This is a genomic window from Lachnoclostridium sp. MSJ-17 (assembly GCF_018918205.1).
Classification (GTDB): Bacteria; Bacillota; Clostridia; order Oscillospirales; family Acutalibacteraceae; genus Ruminococcoides.
Window position 1 is genome coordinate 1 of the sequence record NZ_JAHLQB010000040.1, and the last position, 15,609, is coordinate 15,609.

Annotated in this window: 15 protein-coding genes and 3 tRNA genes; 3 read left to right on the plus strand and 15 right to left on the minus strand. The window is 48.9% G+C overall.

What is annotated here, in order from left to right; genetic code table 11:
• A partial coding sequence (locus tag KQI64_RS03180) for a relaxase/mobilization nuclease domain-containing protein (RefSeq protein WP_216523302.1) occupies nucleotides 1–939 on the minus strand: 939 nt, incomplete at its 3' end.
• Between the two features lie 4 nt (nucleotides 940–943).
• Nucleotides 944–1,264, minus strand: a complete 321-nt coding sequence (locus KQI64_RS03185) for a plasmid mobilization protein (RefSeq protein WP_216523303.1) — start codon at nucleotides 1,262–1,264, stop codon at nucleotides 944–946.
• A 499-nt stretch (nucleotides 1,265–1,763) separates the two neighbouring features.
• Between KQI64_RS03185 and KQI64_RS03190 the strand changes: the two genes are divergently transcribed.
• Nucleotides 1,764–2,783 carry a hypothetical protein gene (locus KQI64_RS03190; RefSeq protein WP_092966812.1) on the plus strand — a complete coding sequence of 340 codons (1,020 nt, stop codon included), beginning with the start codon at nucleotides 1,764–1,766 and terminating at the stop codon, nucleotides 2,781–2,783.
• Nucleotides 2,784–2,845: 62 nt separating this feature from the next.
• On the opposite strand, the gene KQI64_RS03195 is transcribed toward KQI64_RS03190, so the two are convergent.
• The 10 genes from KQI64_RS03195 to KQI64_RS03240 all read right to left on the minus strand — a co-directional run bounded on the left by KQI64_RS03195 (nucleotide 2,846) and on the right by KQI64_RS03240 (nucleotide 12,258).
• On the minus strand, nucleotides 2,846–5,119 hold the full coding sequence (locus tag KQI64_RS03195; RefSeq protein ID WP_216523304.1) for a leucine-rich repeat protein: 2,274 nt from the start codon (nucleotides 5,117–5,119) through the stop codon (nucleotides 2,846–2,848).
• 169 nt (nucleotides 5,120–5,288) lie between these two features.
• A tRNA-Gly gene (locus KQI64_RS03200) sits at nucleotides 5,289–5,364 on the minus strand.
• 163 nt (nucleotides 5,365–5,527) lie between these two features.
• The gene (locus tag KQI64_RS03205; protein WP_216523305.1) at nucleotides 5,528–6,496 is read right to left on the minus strand and encodes a leucine-rich repeat protein; all 969 of its coding nucleotides are present in this window, start codon (nucleotides 6,494–6,496) and stop codon (nucleotides 5,528–5,530) included.
• A gap of 14 nt (nucleotides 6,497–6,510) precedes the next feature.
• Entirely contained in the window at nucleotides 6,511–6,708 is a 198-nt protein-coding gene (locus tag KQI64_RS03210; RefSeq protein WP_216523306.1) for a hypothetical protein, read from the minus strand.
• Nucleotides 6,709–7,493: 785 nt separating this feature from the next.
• Nucleotides 7,494–7,570: transfer RNA gene (locus KQI64_RS03215), tRNA-Pro, on the minus strand.
• 31 nt (nucleotides 7,571–7,601) lie between these two features.
• Nucleotides 7,602–7,675 (minus strand) — tRNA-Gln (locus tag KQI64_RS03220).
• 74 nt (nucleotides 7,676–7,749) lie between these two features.
• Nucleotides 7,750–8,742, minus strand: coding sequence for an ATP-binding protein (locus KQI64_RS03225; RefSeq protein ID WP_216523307.1), 993 nt, complete (start codon nucleotides 8,740–8,742; stop codon nucleotides 7,750–7,752).
• 12 nt (nucleotides 8,743–8,754) lie between these two features.
• Nucleotides 8,755–9,774: a DnaD domain protein gene (locus KQI64_RS03230; protein WP_216523308.1), complete on the minus strand. Its 1,020-nt coding sequence runs from the start codon at nucleotides 9,772–9,774 to the stop codon at nucleotides 8,755–8,757.
• Nucleotides 9,775–9,901: 127 nt separating this feature from the next.
• Nucleotides 9,902–10,759, minus strand: coding sequence for a Bax inhibitor-1/YccA family membrane protein (locus KQI64_RS03235; protein WP_216523309.1), 858 nt, complete (start codon nucleotides 10,757–10,759; stop codon nucleotides 9,902–9,904).
• Nucleotides 10,760–10,776: 17 nt separating this feature from the next.
• Complete coding sequence (locus KQI64_RS03240; protein WP_216523310.1) at nucleotides 10,777–12,258, minus strand: DUF1846 domain-containing protein; 1,482 nt, start codon at nucleotides 12,256–12,258, stop codon at nucleotides 10,777–10,779.
• Nucleotides 12,259–12,462: 204 nt separating this feature from the next.
• On the opposite strand from KQI64_RS03240, the gene KQI64_RS03245 reads away from it, so the two are divergent.
• Nucleotides 12,463–13,221: a hypothetical protein gene (locus KQI64_RS03245; protein WP_216523311.1), complete on the plus strand. Its 759-nt coding sequence runs from the start codon at nucleotides 12,463–12,465 to the stop codon at nucleotides 13,219–13,221.
• Between the two features lie 32 nt (nucleotides 13,222–13,253).
• Here KQI64_RS03245 and KQI64_RS03250 read toward each other — a convergent pair whose 3' ends face one another.
• A complete protein-coding gene (locus KQI64_RS03250; protein ID WP_216523312.1) occupies nucleotides 13,254–13,733 on the minus strand; it encodes a hypothetical protein in 480 nt (159 codons plus the stop codon).
• 39 nt (nucleotides 13,734–13,772) lie between these two features.
• On the opposite strand from KQI64_RS03250, the gene KQI64_RS03255 reads away from it, so the two are divergent.
• Complete coding sequence (locus tag KQI64_RS03255) at nucleotides 13,773–14,078, plus strand: hypothetical protein (protein ID WP_216523313.1); 306 nt, start codon at nucleotides 13,773–13,775, stop codon at nucleotides 14,076–14,078.
• Nucleotides 14,079–14,094: 16 nt separating this feature from the next.
• On the opposite strand, the gene KQI64_RS03260 is transcribed toward KQI64_RS03255, so the two are convergent.
• Nucleotides 14,095–14,544, minus strand: a complete 450-nt coding sequence (locus tag KQI64_RS03260; RefSeq protein ID WP_330622956.1) for a nucleoside deaminase — start codon at nucleotides 14,542–14,544, stop codon at nucleotides 14,095–14,097.
• Nucleotides 14,545–14,546: 2 nt separating this feature from the next.
• Nucleotides 14,547–15,584 (minus strand): CPBP family intramembrane glutamic endopeptidase, encoded by a 1,038-nt coding sequence (locus KQI64_RS03265; RefSeq protein ID WP_216523315.1) that lies wholly within the window; start codon nucleotides 15,582–15,584, stop codon nucleotides 14,547–14,549.
• Nucleotides 15,585–15,609: the final 25 nt, after the last annotated feature.

A 15,609-nucleotide genomic window follows, 5' to 3' on the forward strand; every position in this document is an offset into this window, starting at 1 on the left:
CCTAATTCGTTTCCGAGGCTTTGCCTGAGCAGTTCGTTGCTCATCATAAGCTTGTCTACGCTTTCTCTCATCTTCTTCGTAACGGCGATGTCTTGTCGGACATACTCGGTAACTATTTCTGCCGGAGTTTTCTCCTGCAATTGCTGTTGCGGTAGATTTACTTGTTCCCGTGGCGGCGCGTACTCGCCTGTTTCTCGATTCTGTAAACTCATGTATTATCGCCTCCTTTGTGTACGCCTTTCCGAGCTTGTTGCCGCGAATTGGCTTCTTTTTATTGGGGTGCAAAAAGCTGATCGTTTTTGCAGTGTTGCGTGCGATCGTCACGCCGTATTTGTTGAGGTGTTTTTCAAACTCATCCATGTTGTTACAGAGTTTGACCGCTTCCGCAATTACCTCTCGCAGCTCTTCTTTCCATGAAGTGCCGCCTTTCAGAACAACGCGCCGTTCTTCGCTCTTGATGCGATCAGTCGACGGCTTTCTGAAATCCAGCGTAGAGTAACCGTATTTCGCGGCGATCTCGTTCGATAAGTCTTTCAGCTTGGTGTAGTCACTGTTGTTGTAGTGCAGCATTTTCCCGTTTACAAACGACACGCTGTTCACGATGATGTGACAGTGGACGTGGTGTTTGTCCGTATGCGTGGCAATGATATATTCATTATCGGGAAACGCCTGCTGCGCCAGCTCCTCCGTCAAGCGGTGGGCTTCTTCGGGAGTAATATTATCCTTCGGGTCAAAACTGTGCTTGAAGTGATAATACTTCCTACTATCAAACCTCTGTGCCTTGTGAAACAACTGCGCTGTTTCGGCGAATTGCCGCGCATAATCGCGGTTGTCATCAAGTGCGTAGGAAGTAACGATTGCAGCCTTCTTTTCATCGGTGATGTAGTCGATCGCTTTTGCTGGCTTGGCTTTGCAGCCGCAGCCTTTGAATAAGGGCATGTCCTCACGCTCCTATCTTTTTCGACAGCTCATAGAGCCGCCTATATGTATTCTGACATTGTTGCAGGGTAGTTAAAAGTTCTTGCTCAGTCAACGGTGAGAATTGATTAGCTCGCCGTGCAAGCTGATTGAGATTCACGCCCTGCCGTTTCAATTCCGACAGCAGAGGAATATAATCGCTGATAACAATTACTTTTCCTTTGCTGATGGTTTCGATAAAGAATTCTGTCAGCGACTTTCCGCTCGCTGCAAGCTTCCTTTGCAGCAGTGCGTATTCTTTATAGTTCAGGCGAAACGACACCTGATGTGACCGTGTTCTTTTCAAATGGCTTTCGCCTCCTTCCTTGGGGGCTTGGGGGTCGCCCCCAACGAGGTGTCAATGGCTTGCCATTGGCGTACCTCGCTATCCGTAAAATAAAGTACAGCGGGTTCAGATATAACAAATGATAAACCGACTGTGTTGAGCTTTGAGACCCGACAGAAGAAAGAGAATAACGAACAAATCATTAAAATTATCAGCGAAGCTGACGCAGCTTCCTCTGTTGGAAATCAAGACTCCGAATAAGCGTTTAGCACCTCCAGTTAATTGATTTTTGCTCAATGGTTCTTCTCCTTTCACGATTGAATTCCGTCTTTTCTAAACTTCCTGCGTGTGACGGTATCATTATACTAACACACGCATAATTATTTGTCAATACTTGTAACTGCGTGATACGATTGATATTATTACAGTTTTGAATCCTGCGTTGACAGTTTTGAGATGATATGATATACTCTTAACGAAAGTTCAGATAATATAGAATCACGGAAGGAGTTTTTTCAAGATGAAAAAAATTTTTTTCTATATTGACCGCACTAACAAGCAAATACGGTTTATCCATTATCCAATCGACAGAAAGGGCAATATGATTGGAGAAACCGAGCAATATTCTTCTATCAGCTTTGATGACGTCCTCACCATGACGGAAGAAATGAATCGTTCTTTTTTCACAGACTTACAGACAATTTGCGAGAGATTGCAGTATTACTTGGATTTCGGCAAACAAAAATATCCTGCCTGCGAAAAGGAGCTGGCAGAATACAGAAGCAAATATGTGAACAACTCCTTAGCCTTGATTCTGATAAACATCCTTGAAACCGAGTATTGGGCGCAAAGGGACAGGCTATTGTCGTGGGACCCGGTTATTATTGCGACCGCTTTCTTTAATACCAATATCAAGAGGGCAAAAAAAGCCCTGACCAATCTATGTCAGAAGCAGAAGAAAACGATAGATAAATTCAAGCAGTATATCGCACAGGATTTTGAGTGTGAAATAGATCAGTCGATGACCGCAAACGCAGGATATACCGCGAGAATCGAGGACGGCGAAAACCGCCTTTATATGAATTTGGATAGCAGTATTGAGCCGTTTGTTTATTTCTTCGCTTGGCAGATCAAGAACAGCAATATCAAGCTGTACCGCTGTATCAATTGCGGAAGAAAGTATTTCCACACCTCCGATAGAGTTTACTGTGGACGCGAAGAATGTCAGCACATCAAGCTGTTGGAGTACAACCGCAACCTGCGCGAAACCCGCAAACAGGACGTTTACCGCAACCTGATCGACAGCTACAATGCCTATGTCCGCCAACTTAAACGCAAACTTACCTTAATGCGCATCGAGCAATCCGATATGCAAGCCTTTGAAGCAGAGCAGGAGCAGTGCGCCGCTGTCATCAGGGATTCTGTCAGCAATTACCGCGAACAGCAGAAGCCGGTTGACGATGACTTGAACGCGCTGATTCAGGATAATCGGCAGAGGATGAAAGAGGTCACGGATAGGATTACGGAGAAGTATTTTTGATGACGTGAAAAATCCCCTACACTTGGCAGAGCTGTCAAGTGTAGGGGATTCGCGTATGTGGTTCAGTTTTGCTTGCCTAATACAACATCGTATTCTGCGAGATACATTTGCAGATGTGTCGCATCGGCGATATTGATTTCGCCGTCACCGTTAGTGTCTGCTGCTGAGAGCTGTTCTTCTGTGAGCAATTCAAGCTCTGCAACGTGGCACTGAATGGCAGTTACGTCGGAAATAGTGATATTTCCGTCACCGGTCACATCACCGATCATCGCATCCTCCCATTCAATAAATGTAAAACCGTTATCATTCGCATACTGTTCTGCGGCGCTGCCCGGAACGCCGTAAATTGTAAAGCCGTCTATTTTATCTTCGAAGTTCCCAACATAACCAAAAGAGCGATTTCCGATGCTTGTCACGCTGTCGGGAATGATGACGCTTGTCAAGCCGGTGCAGCCCTCAAACGCATAACTGCCGATACTCGTCACGCTGTCGGGAATAGTGACGCTTGTCAAGCCGGTGCAGTTGTAAAACGCATAAGTGCCGATACTCGTCACACTGTCGGGAATGCTGACGCTTGTCAAGCCGGTGCAGCGGGAAAACGCTTCATAGCCGATACTCGTCACGCTGTCGGGAATCGTGACGCTTGTCAAGCCGGTGCAGCCGTAAAACGCCGAATCGCCGATACTCGTCACGCTATCGGGAATTACGGTTGACTTGCAACCGCATATCAACGTATTAGTAGCTGTTTCAATAATAGCGTTACAGTTGTTGCGGCTGTCATAGACACTGTTGTCAGAATCAACGGAGATACTTGTCAAGCCGGTGCAGCGGGAAAACGCTTCATAGCCGATACTCGTCACGCTGTCGGGTATCGTGACGCTTGTCAAGCCGGTGCAGCGGGAAAACGCTTGATCGCTGATACTCGTCACGCTGTCGGGTATCGTGACGCTTGTCAAGCCGGTGCAGTAGTAAAACGCATCAGCGTCGATACTCGTCACGCTGTCGGGTATCGTGACGCTTGTCAAGCCGGTGCGGGCCCTAAACGCAGCAAATGCAATTTCTTTTGTGCCGTCTCGAATGATAATAGAAGTGTTGTCGGGCATCGTTCCCTTATATTGGTAGGCAACCCTTCCGGCGTAAACCATGCCATCCGGCTGATTGTTGTACCATGCCGTATTGTCAAACGCATAACCGCCGATACTCGTCACGCTGTCGGGTATCGTGACGCTTGTCAAGCCGGTGCAGCCGAAAAACGTTTGATAGCCGATACGCGTCACGCTGTCGGGTATCGTGACGCTTGTCAAGCCGGTGCAACCGTAAAACGCTGCATAGCCGATACTCGTCACGCTGTCGGGAATGCTGACGCTTGTCAAGCCGGTGCAGCCCCTAAACGCCTCATCGCCGATACTCGTCACGCTGTCGGGTATCGTGACGCTTGTCAAGCCGGTGCATTTGTAAAACGCAGAACCTGCAATTCCTTTTGTGCCGTCTCGAATGATAATAGAAGTGTTGTCGGGCATCGTTCCCTTATATTGGTAGGCAACCCTTCCGGCGTAAATCATGCCATCCGGCTGATTGTTGTACCATGTTGTGCCGACAAACGCCTCCTCGCCGATACTCGTCACGCTGTCGGGTATCGTGACGTTTGTCAAGCCGGTGCAGCCCCTAAACGCCAAATCGCCGATACTCGTCACGCTGTTGCCAATCGTGACGCTTGTCAAGCCGGTGCAGAAGCTAAACGCCACCCTGTCGATAGTCGTCACGCTGTCGGGAATCGTGACGCCTGTCAAGCCCGTGCAGCGGGAAAACGCAAATTCGCCGATACTCGTCACGCTGTTGCCAATCGTGACGCTTGTCAAGCCGGTGCAGCTGGAAAACGCCTCATAGCCGATACTCGTCACGCTGTCGGGAATCGTGACGCTTGTCAAGCCGGTACAGCCGGAAAACGCAGATCTGTCGATACTCGTCACGCTGTTGCCAATCGTGACGCTTGTCAAGCCGGTGCAGCCTGTAAACGCATAATTGCCGATACGCGTCACGCCGTCCCCTATGACAACTTTTTTGACAGTTAATCCTCCCCTCGGCCCCCACGGCGATGTATCAAAAAGAGAATCAGGGTAATAAGCTTTATAATCCTTCATTGCACCATTACCGCTGATGGTGAGCGTGCCGGTATTATCAAGCGTCCATGTGCAGTCGCCCGTTTTGCCGCTTTCCGCCCCGACGCTCTCTTCCTGCGGCGCCATCTCCGCCGCCGATGACGCAAACGGAGCCGCCGTCAGCAACAGCGTTGCCGAAAGCAAAACGGCCAGTGATTGTTTGAATAGCTTTTTCATAAACAGACCTCCTTGTAGATATATTATATAACACCACAATTATAGCACTGTTCCTGCTCCATTGCAACAATTGCGCAATACAAAATTACAGCCATAGTTTTGGCGGTTTTGCACAAAAAAAGCCCGACAAAATCGGACTTTTCTGCGCTAAATAAATACAGCAAAAATATGGAGCGGATGACGGGGCTCGAACCCGATACCTCCACCTTGGCAAGGTGGCGCTCTACCAGATGAGCTACATCCGCATTTTTGGCACCGCGTAGGGAATCAAATTTGTGACTCTCTGCACAAATAAGCTTTTATACCACAACTATATTTCTTTTTCAAGTGGTTATCAGAAAACAATTTACAGCGGACAGACAAAAATCTGTCTGTCCGCCGTTTCGGTCTGCGAATTTGCGCAAACGCTTATCCTATTGTTACATCAAATTCAGCCAAATATCGTTGCAGCAGTGTCACGTCGTCAATCGTCACCTTGCCATCGGTGTTGACGTCGGCTAAGGCGAGACGGTCGTCTGTCAGTTCTTCAAGACCGGCAAGATGGCGCTGCATAGCGGTTACGTCACGCACATTCACTTTGCCGTCGCCGGTCATATCGCCAATCGCTGCATCCACATATTCAATAAAAGTAAAACCGTTATCATTCGCATACTGTTCTGCGGCACTGCCCGGAACGCCGTAAATTGTCAAGCCGTCTATTTTTTTGCGACCCCAATTATAACCCAAAGAGCCAAATCCGATGCTTGTCACGCTGTCGGGAATGATGACGCTTGTCAAGCCGGTGCAGCGCTCAAACGCAGAACCTGCAATTCCTTTTGTGCCGTCTCGAATGATAATAGAAGTGTTGTCGGGCATCGTTCCCTTATATTTGTAGGCAACCCTTCCGGCGTAAACCATGCCATCCGGCTGATTGTTGTACCATGCCCTATTGTTAAACGCATCACCTTCGATATTCGCTAAGCTATCGGGAATGGTGATGCTTGTCAAGCCGGTGCAGCCGTAAAACGAATTACTGCCGATACTCGTCACGCTGTCGGGAATCGTGACGCTTGTCAAGCCGGTGCAGCCGTAAAACGCATAACTCCCGATATACGTCACGCCGTCTTCAATGATAACGGTTTTGATATTAGCTCCCCACGGCGCAGTAGTAATCCATGTACCGTTGAGTTTTTGGGATGAATAATCCCCCATCGCGCCGTAACCGCTGATGGTGAGGGTATCGTTATCGTCAAGCGCCCATGTGCAGTCGACGGTAGTTCCGCTTGTTGCGCCGACGGATTCCTCTGTCACCTCCGCAGCCGAAGCCGCAAACGGAACGACCGTAAATACGCTCAATGCCAAGCACAAACACAATAAAATCGATATTGCTTTTTTCATTCGCAAAGACCTCCTCAATCATTTGCTTTTTCTTGTTCCGCATAAAGCTTTTTGTAATAATTGTTCACGCTTTTTACGCGATTAGACAAAGTATCGATCAGCTTTTTTCCGCGTTCAGCTGCCTCGCGCACTGCGTTGTCGTTATACGGTATGTTTGCAAGGTTGTGCACCAAAGCGTCACGATCCTGCTTCCATGTGTACAGCTCGTCCAAAAGCTCCAAAGTCAGGCGCGAACGGGGATATTTTGCCGTGAAAGCAGAGTCGCTTTTGAGCTTGTTGATTTTTGCGGATAGCTTTAACTCTTGTCCTCTGCTATTGATGCACTTGACCCTTGCGCAAACCAGCGCTGAGCGGCAGCGATCCTCGGCGATCGCGTATTCTATGAATATCGCCTGATAATAAAAGCCCGCCCTGATCGCCTTTTCAAATCCTCGTGCATAGTTTTATAAGCTTCGTATTTTGCCATATTTGGTTCCACAACCATCACGCCCTCTATTTAGAATTAGTTTGAAAACACCAAATATCAATGTTTGTTTGAATATAACATATTGTTTTTGACGTTTCAATATATTTTAGCGAATATTCACGTGCAAACATGAAAAACCACACCCGATAAAAACAAGTTATGTGTTTTTCAAAAACCAAAGAGCCATGATTTTCCGAAAGAATCTTTGTGTATCCAGATAAACATTGAAACGACTATGCTCGTTGTTAGATCACATAGGTACCTAAATTGCACATATAATAAAAACAGCCAAGCATGACAGACTTCTTCATACTCGACTGCGTTTTTCAGGATTTCTTGTGATTTTACGGCTCTAAATAACTGACAGATAAAATGACTGTTTATGTGACTGTTTATGACGTGTTAGTTTCTTTTCTTCAAGTTTTCTCAACTTGATTGTGGCAGTGCTCAAAACCTCAATGTTTAAGCCGATTTTCAGCATTTTCGCGTAATTTTGCAAAAGAAAAGAGACGGTTAAAAAACCGTCTCTAATGGTCGAGGTGACAAGATTCGAACTTGCGACCCCATCGTCCCGAACGATGTGCGCTACCAAACTGCGCTACACCTCGAAAAAAACAGCCTCGAGAAACTCGAGGCTCTTGGCAGCGGAATAGGGATTCGAACCCCAACAAACAGAGTCAGAGTCTGTCGTGCTACCGTTACACCATTCCGCTAAGTTGTTTGCATCCCGTATGCAACGTCAATTATTATAGCGTATTTTGACTCGTTTGTCAAGGGTATTTTTAAATTAATTATTTCTTTTTTTGGCGATACGGATATCCTTGCCGAAGAAATTAAGTTTTTCGGCTTCTCCGTTCAGCCGCGATACCAGTCTGTAGGAATACGACTTCTCAAGTTCGCGCATAGTCAGGTTGGTGTTGATGATCACGGGCTTGCGCGAGAGCAGGCGCGAATTAATCAGGTTATAGATATGTGAGACTGAGAACTGATTAATAAATTCCGAGCCGAGGTCGTCGATAATCAGCAGGTCGCAGTCTGTCGCCATATCGAGCAGCTCGTCGGTATCGCTGCGGCTGCGCATCTGACTCTCATAGTGGGCGATAATCGCGGGAGCGGACACATAGATCACGCCGTAGCCTCTCTTGATGACCTCGTTTGCAATCGCGAGCGAGAGGTGTGTCTTGCCCAGACCTGTCGCCCCGCACATCAGCAGACTTTTTGATTCGGGAGTAAAGCTGCCGGCGTAGCCCGTGCAGTAGCGCACAACGCGCTCCATGTGCCTGTGAGGATTGACTCCGTTGGAGTCGGTTTCGTCGGGGTAGAGGTCGACGTTGAAGCTTTCAAAGGTCGAGAGCTTGAGCGGCGCGTGGCGGTTAAGCTCCTCGCAGGCGCATTCGGTCAGCGCTTGTTTAAGACAGCTGCACATCAGCGTCCTGCCGTTTTCGTCGTAATAGCCGGTGTCCGAGCAGCGCTTGCAGCTGTATTGCGGTTCAAGAGCGTCTGCCGGATAGCCGTTTGAAACAAGAATCCTCTCAAGCTCCTCCTGCATCGCGAGGTTCTGGCGTTTAAGGCCTTCAAGCACCTCTGTGACATTACCGCCCGAAACGACAGCTCGCGCGGCTTTTATTCCGCTGTCGGCTATTCCTTTTTCAAGCTCGGCGGCTTTGGGGAGCTTTGCGAATATCTCCTCGCGCCTGAAATCCGACTCGCGTTTTGCTGTGAGCCTTCTCTGAGACAGCCTGTCCGCCGCTGCTTTTTGAATTTTTACACTGTATCCCATGGCAAACTCCCGTTATTCGTAGTCGTCAAGTCTGTTGATTTCTTCAAGCTCGTCTATGTCGTATGAGCTTGTCTGCGCGGCAGGCTCCTGTTTCTTTTTGGAGCTTTCAAATTCCGCGAGGTCGGTTTTGTTTTGAATGCCGCTGTTGTGCCACCGCTTCAGGATGCCGTCGATGTAGTTGAATTTCATCTCGCCCTTTGAGTCAACGCAGCGCTCGTAAGCTTCCCTGAGCATTTCAGGCGGGAATTTCCATTCCGTGACCCAGGTGCTGCAATAATCGAGCTGCTTTTTGCTGGGCGAGCCGGCGTTTTTCAGACCGAACGCCGAGGCGACAATGGTGTAACACTTGGTTCGCTGAGTCGCGAGACGGATTTTGTTGTCGGCTTCCTCAACCGAGCCCACGCCGTCGTTTGCCCACGAGACGCCGATGCGCTCGATCGTCCTCATGTTGCCCTTGTCAATGCTTATCGCGTACTGAATGAGCATGAGGATAACGTCCAGCGGCAGACCGCAGGTGTCCTTGAGCATCAGCAGGGTAGAGATATCCGCGTTCGACAGCACCTTGCCGAGGGCTGTCTGTGCTTCGCTTACAAGGATTTTCAGCTCCTCGTCATCAGCCAATCGCTGAACGGTAAACACATAGTCGGGCTTTTGCGGCTTTGTCACCGTGAAGCGCGGCTTTTCAGGCTCTGTTTTCTCAATGGCAGGTTCTTCGGTCATAACTTCACGGACGGGTTCCGGCTTTGGTACGGATAATTCTTCTTTGGAATTATCAACGGGTGAATAAACCTGATCGCTCTTTTGCAGGATTCCCATGTTTACCCAGTAATCAAGCGCTTCGGGAATGTCCGTCACGTTAACGCCGGTGCACGCTGAGATGTCACTGTTATCAAGCTCTCTGTCGGCGTTGCGCAGCACATAGAGCAGCACCTTGAGCTTTACGCCGTCGGAGAATTTAAGTCCCTCGTCGACAACCTTTGAGGGCACAGCAAAAACGGAGCGCCACGCTCCGAGATTTATCGATATCGACATTATATCAACTTCCTATATCTTTTTCAACCTATAGTATAGCATAAAAAATCAGGTTTGAAATAAGAAAATAGAATTATATAAAAAATTAAAGGCTGCCGCCAAAACTGACGACAGCCGTGTAAAATATTTAATTTTTGCCGTGACCGACGATCTGAATGAGAAGGTCGAGGATTTTTACGTAGATCCAGAGAACGGTGAAGGCGAGACCGAAGGCTGCCGACCATTCATACTTTGAGGGGAGCTGGTTTGTAACAACGTGGTCGATAGTTGCAAAGTCCGTAATCAGGAACAGGCTCGCGATGATGATCGAGATGATCGTGAGTCCGAGGGAGATCCAGAAGTTGCCGAGAATGCTCGCGACAAAGGGTCTTGTGAAGGGAATGAGATATCCGAGGAAGCTGAGAATTGAAACGCTGACCATTGTGATGAACAATGTGAGCATAATCATTCTGAACTTCTTTGTCACCTTGATGATTTTTGCGGAGTAGAGAATGCCCATTGTCAGGACGATAGCGATTGTAATCACGAGGGCGAGAAGTCCGAGGTACTCATAGCCCTTGATTACCGTGAAAACGATAAACGAAATCAGGAAGCCCTGACAGAAGGAGTAAATAGTGCCGGTAACGGGGATAATCGGTCTTGCGAACGCGGAAATGATCTGGGTGATGATAGCGAGAATGCTCGCGCCGATGAAAAATCCGAGCTGCATGACAGAGGTGCTTACTTCAAAGCCCTTGTAGGTAAATGCGAGAGTCTGAGGCTGATTTGCGAAGATCGACGCGTTCATTACGAGATACACCATCATTCCCGCGACGGTCATCAGCAGAAAGAACGCGGTTTTGATCGTGATTCTGCCGTAGCCCGCAGCTTTCTCGTTATATCCGGCTCTCTCTTCAACCTTGTTCAGACGGTTGAGAACGGGGTTTGACCTGAAAAACGACTGTTTTTCTTTGGTCTTAGTTTGGTTGTTGTTGGTGCTGTTCATACTTACCTCCAATATATTTATTTTCTGTAGAGTCTGTCTGTTTCGTAGGCAGGCTCTGTTGTCAGACGAACCCCGAGCTTTTTCAGCGTGCGGGTATCTGTTTCGGAAAGGATAACGGTAGCGTGAGCCTCGGTGTCGCGCAGCTTTGGAAGCTGAGCCATCGCGAGCTTTGCCGTCGGGTTGGTGACAGCCGACATCGAAAGTGCGATTAATATCTCGTCGGTGTGGAGTCTCGGGTTATTTGAACCGAAGCTCTCGACCTTAAGCTTCTGGATAGGCTCGATTACAGCAGCGTCGATGATATCGACCTCTTTGGGGATTTTCGCGAGCGACTTGAGGGCATTGAGCAGCATTGCCGCGCATGCGCCGAGAAGATTTGTCGTCTTGCCGGTGAGGATCCTGCCGTCGTCAAGCTCGATAGCGGCAGCCGGAGCGCCTGTGGCGTCAGCCTTGTCAAGAGCCGCGGCAACGACCCTGCGGTCAGAGGTAGACAGCTTGTTCTGCTTCATCAGCAAGCCGATTTTGTAAGCCTCGTCGACAGCGCCTACGCCCTTTGTGTGGCTGCAGAGAGCGGCGTAATAACGGCGGATGATCTCCTGGTTTGCCGCGTCGCAGACGACCTTGTCGTCGATAATGCAGTTGCCCGCCATATTTACGCCCATATCCGTCGGGGATTTGTAGGGCGACTCGCCGAGAATCTGCTCGAACATCGTGTTGAGTACGGGGAAGATCTCGATGTCGCGGTTATAGTTAACGGTGGTTTTTCCGTAAGCCTCAAGGTGGAACGGGTCGATCATGTTGACGTCGTTCAGATCGGCTGTAGCGGCTTCATACGCGACGTTTACGGGGTGCTTGAGCGGAAGGTTCCAGATAGGGAAGGTCTCAAACTTCGCATAGCCCGCCTTGACTCCGTGCTTGTGCTCGTGGTAGAGCTGCGAAAGACATACCGCCATTTTGCCGGAGCCGGGACCCGGAGCCGTGATGACAACCAGCTTTCTGGAGGTTTCAACAAAGTCGTTTTTGCCGTAGCCCTCGTCGCTGACGATCAGATCGACGTCGGTGGGGTAGTTGGGAATGGAGTAGTGATGATATACGCTTATGCCGTTGTCTATCAGGTGTTTTTCGAACTTAACGGCTGTGGGCTGCTCGGCGAATCTTGTCATTACAACGGAATTGACGCACAGACCGCGGCTTTTGAACAGGTCGATCAGCCTGAACACGTCAAGATCGTATGTAATACCCAAATCGCCGCGAACCTTGTTTTTTTCAATATCGTCGGCGTTGATAACGATGACGATTTCAGCGTCGTCCTTGAGCTGCATGAGCATCTGCAGCTTTGAGTCGGGCTTAAACCCGGGAAGTACCCTTGAGGCGTGATAGTCGTCAAAGAGCTTGCCGCCGAATTCAAGATACAGCTTGCCGCCGAATTTGGCGATTCTGTCGCGGATGTGCTGCGACTGCGTCTCAAGGTATTGATTATTATCAAATCCTATTTTCATTATTTAACCTCCTGAGAGCAAAACTCTGTATAATTATATCACCTATAACGTCAAAAATCAATTATTTTTTTATTGACAGGACTCATTCGTCGGGATAAAAACCGGCATAAAAAATTTTTTTGAAGATAAAGAGTGACATTTGATTATCTTTGTGATATAATAACCGTGTATTTGCCGGAAAAGGCACTATAGGAGTGAAAAAATATGAAAAGAATAATAGCAGTTTTATTGTCGTCGCTGATGCTTTCGGCGGCGGTCATGTCCGGCTGCGGACAGTCGTCAAAGCCTTCGCAAGCACAGTCGTCAGCGGAAAAGACGACCTCGGCGCCGGCGTCGTCGCAGAGCCAAAACACGGATACCACCGAAGCCGCGGTTTCCGGCGGCTGGACTATCGACACTGAGATCAAGCCCGTAGTGACTGAGTCGCAGAAGGCGGAATTCGAAAAATCCATAAATTCCTTTGATACCCTCAATATGGAACCTGTGGCGCTGCTCGCTCAGCAGGCTGTTCAGGGCACAAATTCGGCTTTTCTTTGTCTTGACAAGACGACCTCGGGCAAATCCGTCACATCGTGGGACGTCGCGGTGACCTACACAGACCTCTACGGCAAGGCAAAGCTCACCTCTATCATCGAGGTTCACCCCGAAAACGTCAGAACCGTTGAAACACCGGGCGAGGGTCTGGACGACTCATGGCAGACCGTTGAGATCACCGAGGGACTAAAGCTTGACGATTCGCTCAAGGAAGCTCTCGACAGCGTTATGACTGAGGACTACGTTCCCGTAACTGTTCTGGGAAGTCAGGTCGTATCGGGCACGAACTACATTCTTATCGTACAGGAAAAGAAGGACGGCAAGCCCGTAAACATGGTAGTGGAGCTTAATGTCGACGCCGAAGGCAAAGCCGAGCTTGTAAAAGAAGGCGTATTCGATCTGAATTACTATCTGTCTATCACCAGCTAAAAAGATTGGCGCCGTCGCAGGCGCCTTTCAATTTATAGTATATATCCCGTTACGAATCTCAGCGCGGTTAATTCGGAAAAATCAAAGTCCAGCGCCTTGTCCGAGGAAATAAAATTCATTGAGCGGTAAGCTCCGTTGTCAGAATAAACGCAGTAAAAATGCAGACCCTTGAAGCCCTTGTTCCACGCGCAGACAATGCCGATTTTTCCGTCATCAAGAGCCTGCCTGAACTTTTTCAGTGAAATATAATTCGAAAAAGGAATATTATTTTCCCTGAAATACCGCTTCAGGCTGAAGGGCGTGGTGCCGAACCTTCCCGAAAGCCACGGCATTCCGAGCTTTTCCATTTCGCTGAGCACATCGGGAAAATGAGCGTCGATACCCTTGAACACCAGGGCGTTGTAAACCGCCACGATTCCGCAGCCGACCTTTGAAACAGGCTCGCGGCTTCTTCCGTAGCGCAGCTGCGATACAGGGTCGATGCATTGTCCGTAAATAAACTTCCGATTCATAAATACATACCTTATTATATATTGATTAGGGGAGAGAATATGAAAAAATTTATTGCGTCGCTGTTGATCGCCGTATGTCTTGTCTGCGGCGCGGGTACGGCTTTCGCCGCGTCGCCCGACGAGGCTGTGATGATATCACAGCAGGACGGCCTGACACCGCTGTACACCACGGCGCCTGACAGCTCGCTCAAGGATCATTCAAATCACATGAGCCGTCAGGAGGGAATACTTTTTTACACCCAGACAACAGCTCTCGCCCTGATTGCGGGATACCTTATCCTGTTCAAGGTCAAGGGCATTCCTCACGGCGAAAAAATGCACAGACGAAGAAGAAAGGACGGCTGATTATGCCGCCCTTTTTTTATCGCAGTCGTTTGAAAAAGCTCTTTAGCAGCCCCGCGCATTCAGCTTCCATTAATCCGCCGACGTATTCGGGCTTGAAATTGAACGGCATTTCAAAAAGGTTCGTAACAGTGCCGCAGGCTCCGTTTTTGAAATCGTAAGCGCCGAAATACACCTTCGGGATATGCGCGTTGATAATCGCGCCGGCGCACATCGGACACGGCTCGAGCGTGACGTAAATCTCGCAGTTCCACAGCCGCCAGCCGCCGAGGGCTTTGCAGGCGTTGTTTATCGCGTCGATCTCAGCGTGGAGAAGGGCGTTTTTTTCTTTTTCGCGGCGGTTCCTGCCCGTGGCGACAAGCTCGCCGTTGCGGGTGATGACCGCGCCGACCGGAACCTCTCCGTCGTCGAACGCTTCCTTAGCCATATCGAGAGCAAGAAGCATATATTTATTGATTTCCGTACTCATGGTCATTGCGCAATCGGGAACAGGTTAAGAACCGTGAGCGTAAGGAACACGCTCATGGAAATCATCACGCCGGGGTTTACGAGGAAGGCGCTCATTTTATTTTTGAAAGTGAGCAGCTCGGCTCCGGGCTCAAGCGGCTTTTCCCTGTCGCTCAGACTAAGCGTGATCTTTTTGCTCCTGACAAGATAAATAAACGACAGGAATCCCGAAACAAGGAACAGCAAAATGATAACAAGCTGGATAAGCGTGAGCGTCCGCTCGTCGAAATTTGAGTTAGAGTACAGGATAGTGAATAAAATAGCGTAGAAATTATTCATGAAATGAAGGATAACGGACGGAATGATAGAATCCGTGACGATATCGATATAAGCGAACATCAGACCGACAGGGAAGGTAAATACTATCTGGGTGGTGTTTGCGTGCATGGCGCTGAACAGAATCGACGAAGCGATGACCGCAAACGCCCTGCCGTAGCGCTTGAGCGAGCCCATAACAAGTCCTCTGTACGCGAATTCCTCGGCGAAGGCGGGAACAATAGCTACAGATATGATGTTAAGAATAATTTCAAACGGGGTAAGCGCTGAGGTTTCGACGGTGCCGGCGCTGTTGTGCAGACCGAAAAGCGAGAGATTTGAATCAAAAATCTCGGAGGCGTAATTCGATACCATAGCCACAGCCATTCCCATGAGTATCAGCGGGACAAGCGTTGTCGAGCTGACGGTTGTTTTACCGAAAGCGTCCCTGAACTTGAAGCCGGTGGCGGCGATAAACAGGAGTCCGGGTATGAACGCCGAGCCTACGCTCAGAAAAATATCCTCAAGCTGAGTGAGCGTTTCATCGGGCGTGATGTCAAAAGCCCCGAACAGCAGCATAAAGCCGATTGCGAGGACGTACATCACCGCGGTGTAGGTGAGGGCGTAAAAGCCGACAGCCGTGCATCTTTTTCTGAGTCTTGTGTGAGTGTTCCGCCTTATCGTATCCGCTGTAATAACAGGCCGCGGAACGTACTGCCTGTACTGCGGATATGTGTACTGCTGCATATAATCAACTCCACCATAGATTGTA

Bases quoted from the DNA above. Each gene is read 5' to 3' on its own strand.
- KQI64_RS03240 (WP_216523310.1), bottom strand. From the start codon at position 12,258: ATGAAAATAGGATTTGATAATAATCAATACCTTGAGACGCAGTCGCAG.
- KQI64_RS03255 (WP_216523313.1), top strand. From the start codon at position 13,773: ATGAAAAAATTTATTGCGTCGCTGTTGATCGCCGTATGTCTTGTCTGC.
- KQI64_RS03245 (WP_216523311.1), top strand. From the start codon at position 12,463: ATGAAAAGAATAATAGCAGTTTTATTGTCGTCGCTGATGCTTTCGGCG.
- KQI64_RS03250 (WP_216523312.1), bottom strand. From the start codon at position 13,733: ATGAATCGGAAGTTTATTTACGGACAATGCATCGACCCTGTATCGCAG.
- KQI64_RS03230 (WP_216523308.1), bottom strand. From the start codon at position 9,774: ATGTCGATATCGATAAATCTCGGAGCGTGGCGCTCCGTTTTTGCTGTG.
- KQI64_RS03265 (WP_216523315.1), bottom strand. From the start codon at position 15,584: ATGCAGCAGTACACATATCCGCAGTACAGGCAGTACGTTCCGCGGCCT.
- KQI64_RS03195 (WP_216523304.1), bottom strand. From the start codon at position 5,119: ATGAAAAAGCTATTCAAACAATCACTGGCCGTTTTGCTTTCGGCAACG.
- KQI64_RS03260 (WP_330622956.1), bottom strand. From the start codon at position 14,544: ATGAGTACGGAAATCAATAAATATATGCTTCTTGCTCTCGATATGGCT.
- KQI64_RS03190 (WP_092966812.1), top strand. From the start codon at position 1,764: ATGAAAAAAATTTTTTTCTATATTGACCGCACTAACAAGCAAATACGG.
- KQI64_RS03205 (WP_216523305.1), bottom strand. From the start codon at position 6,496: ATGAAAAAAGCAATATCGATTTTATTGTGTTTGTGCTTGGCATTGAGC.
- KQI64_RS03235 (WP_216523309.1), bottom strand. From the start codon at position 10,759: ATGAACAGCACCAACAACAACCAAACTAAGACCAAAGAAAAACAGTCG.
- KQI64_RS03225 (WP_216523307.1), bottom strand. From the start codon at position 8,742: ATGGGATACAGTGTAAAAATTCAAAAAGCAGCGGCGGACAGGCTGTCT.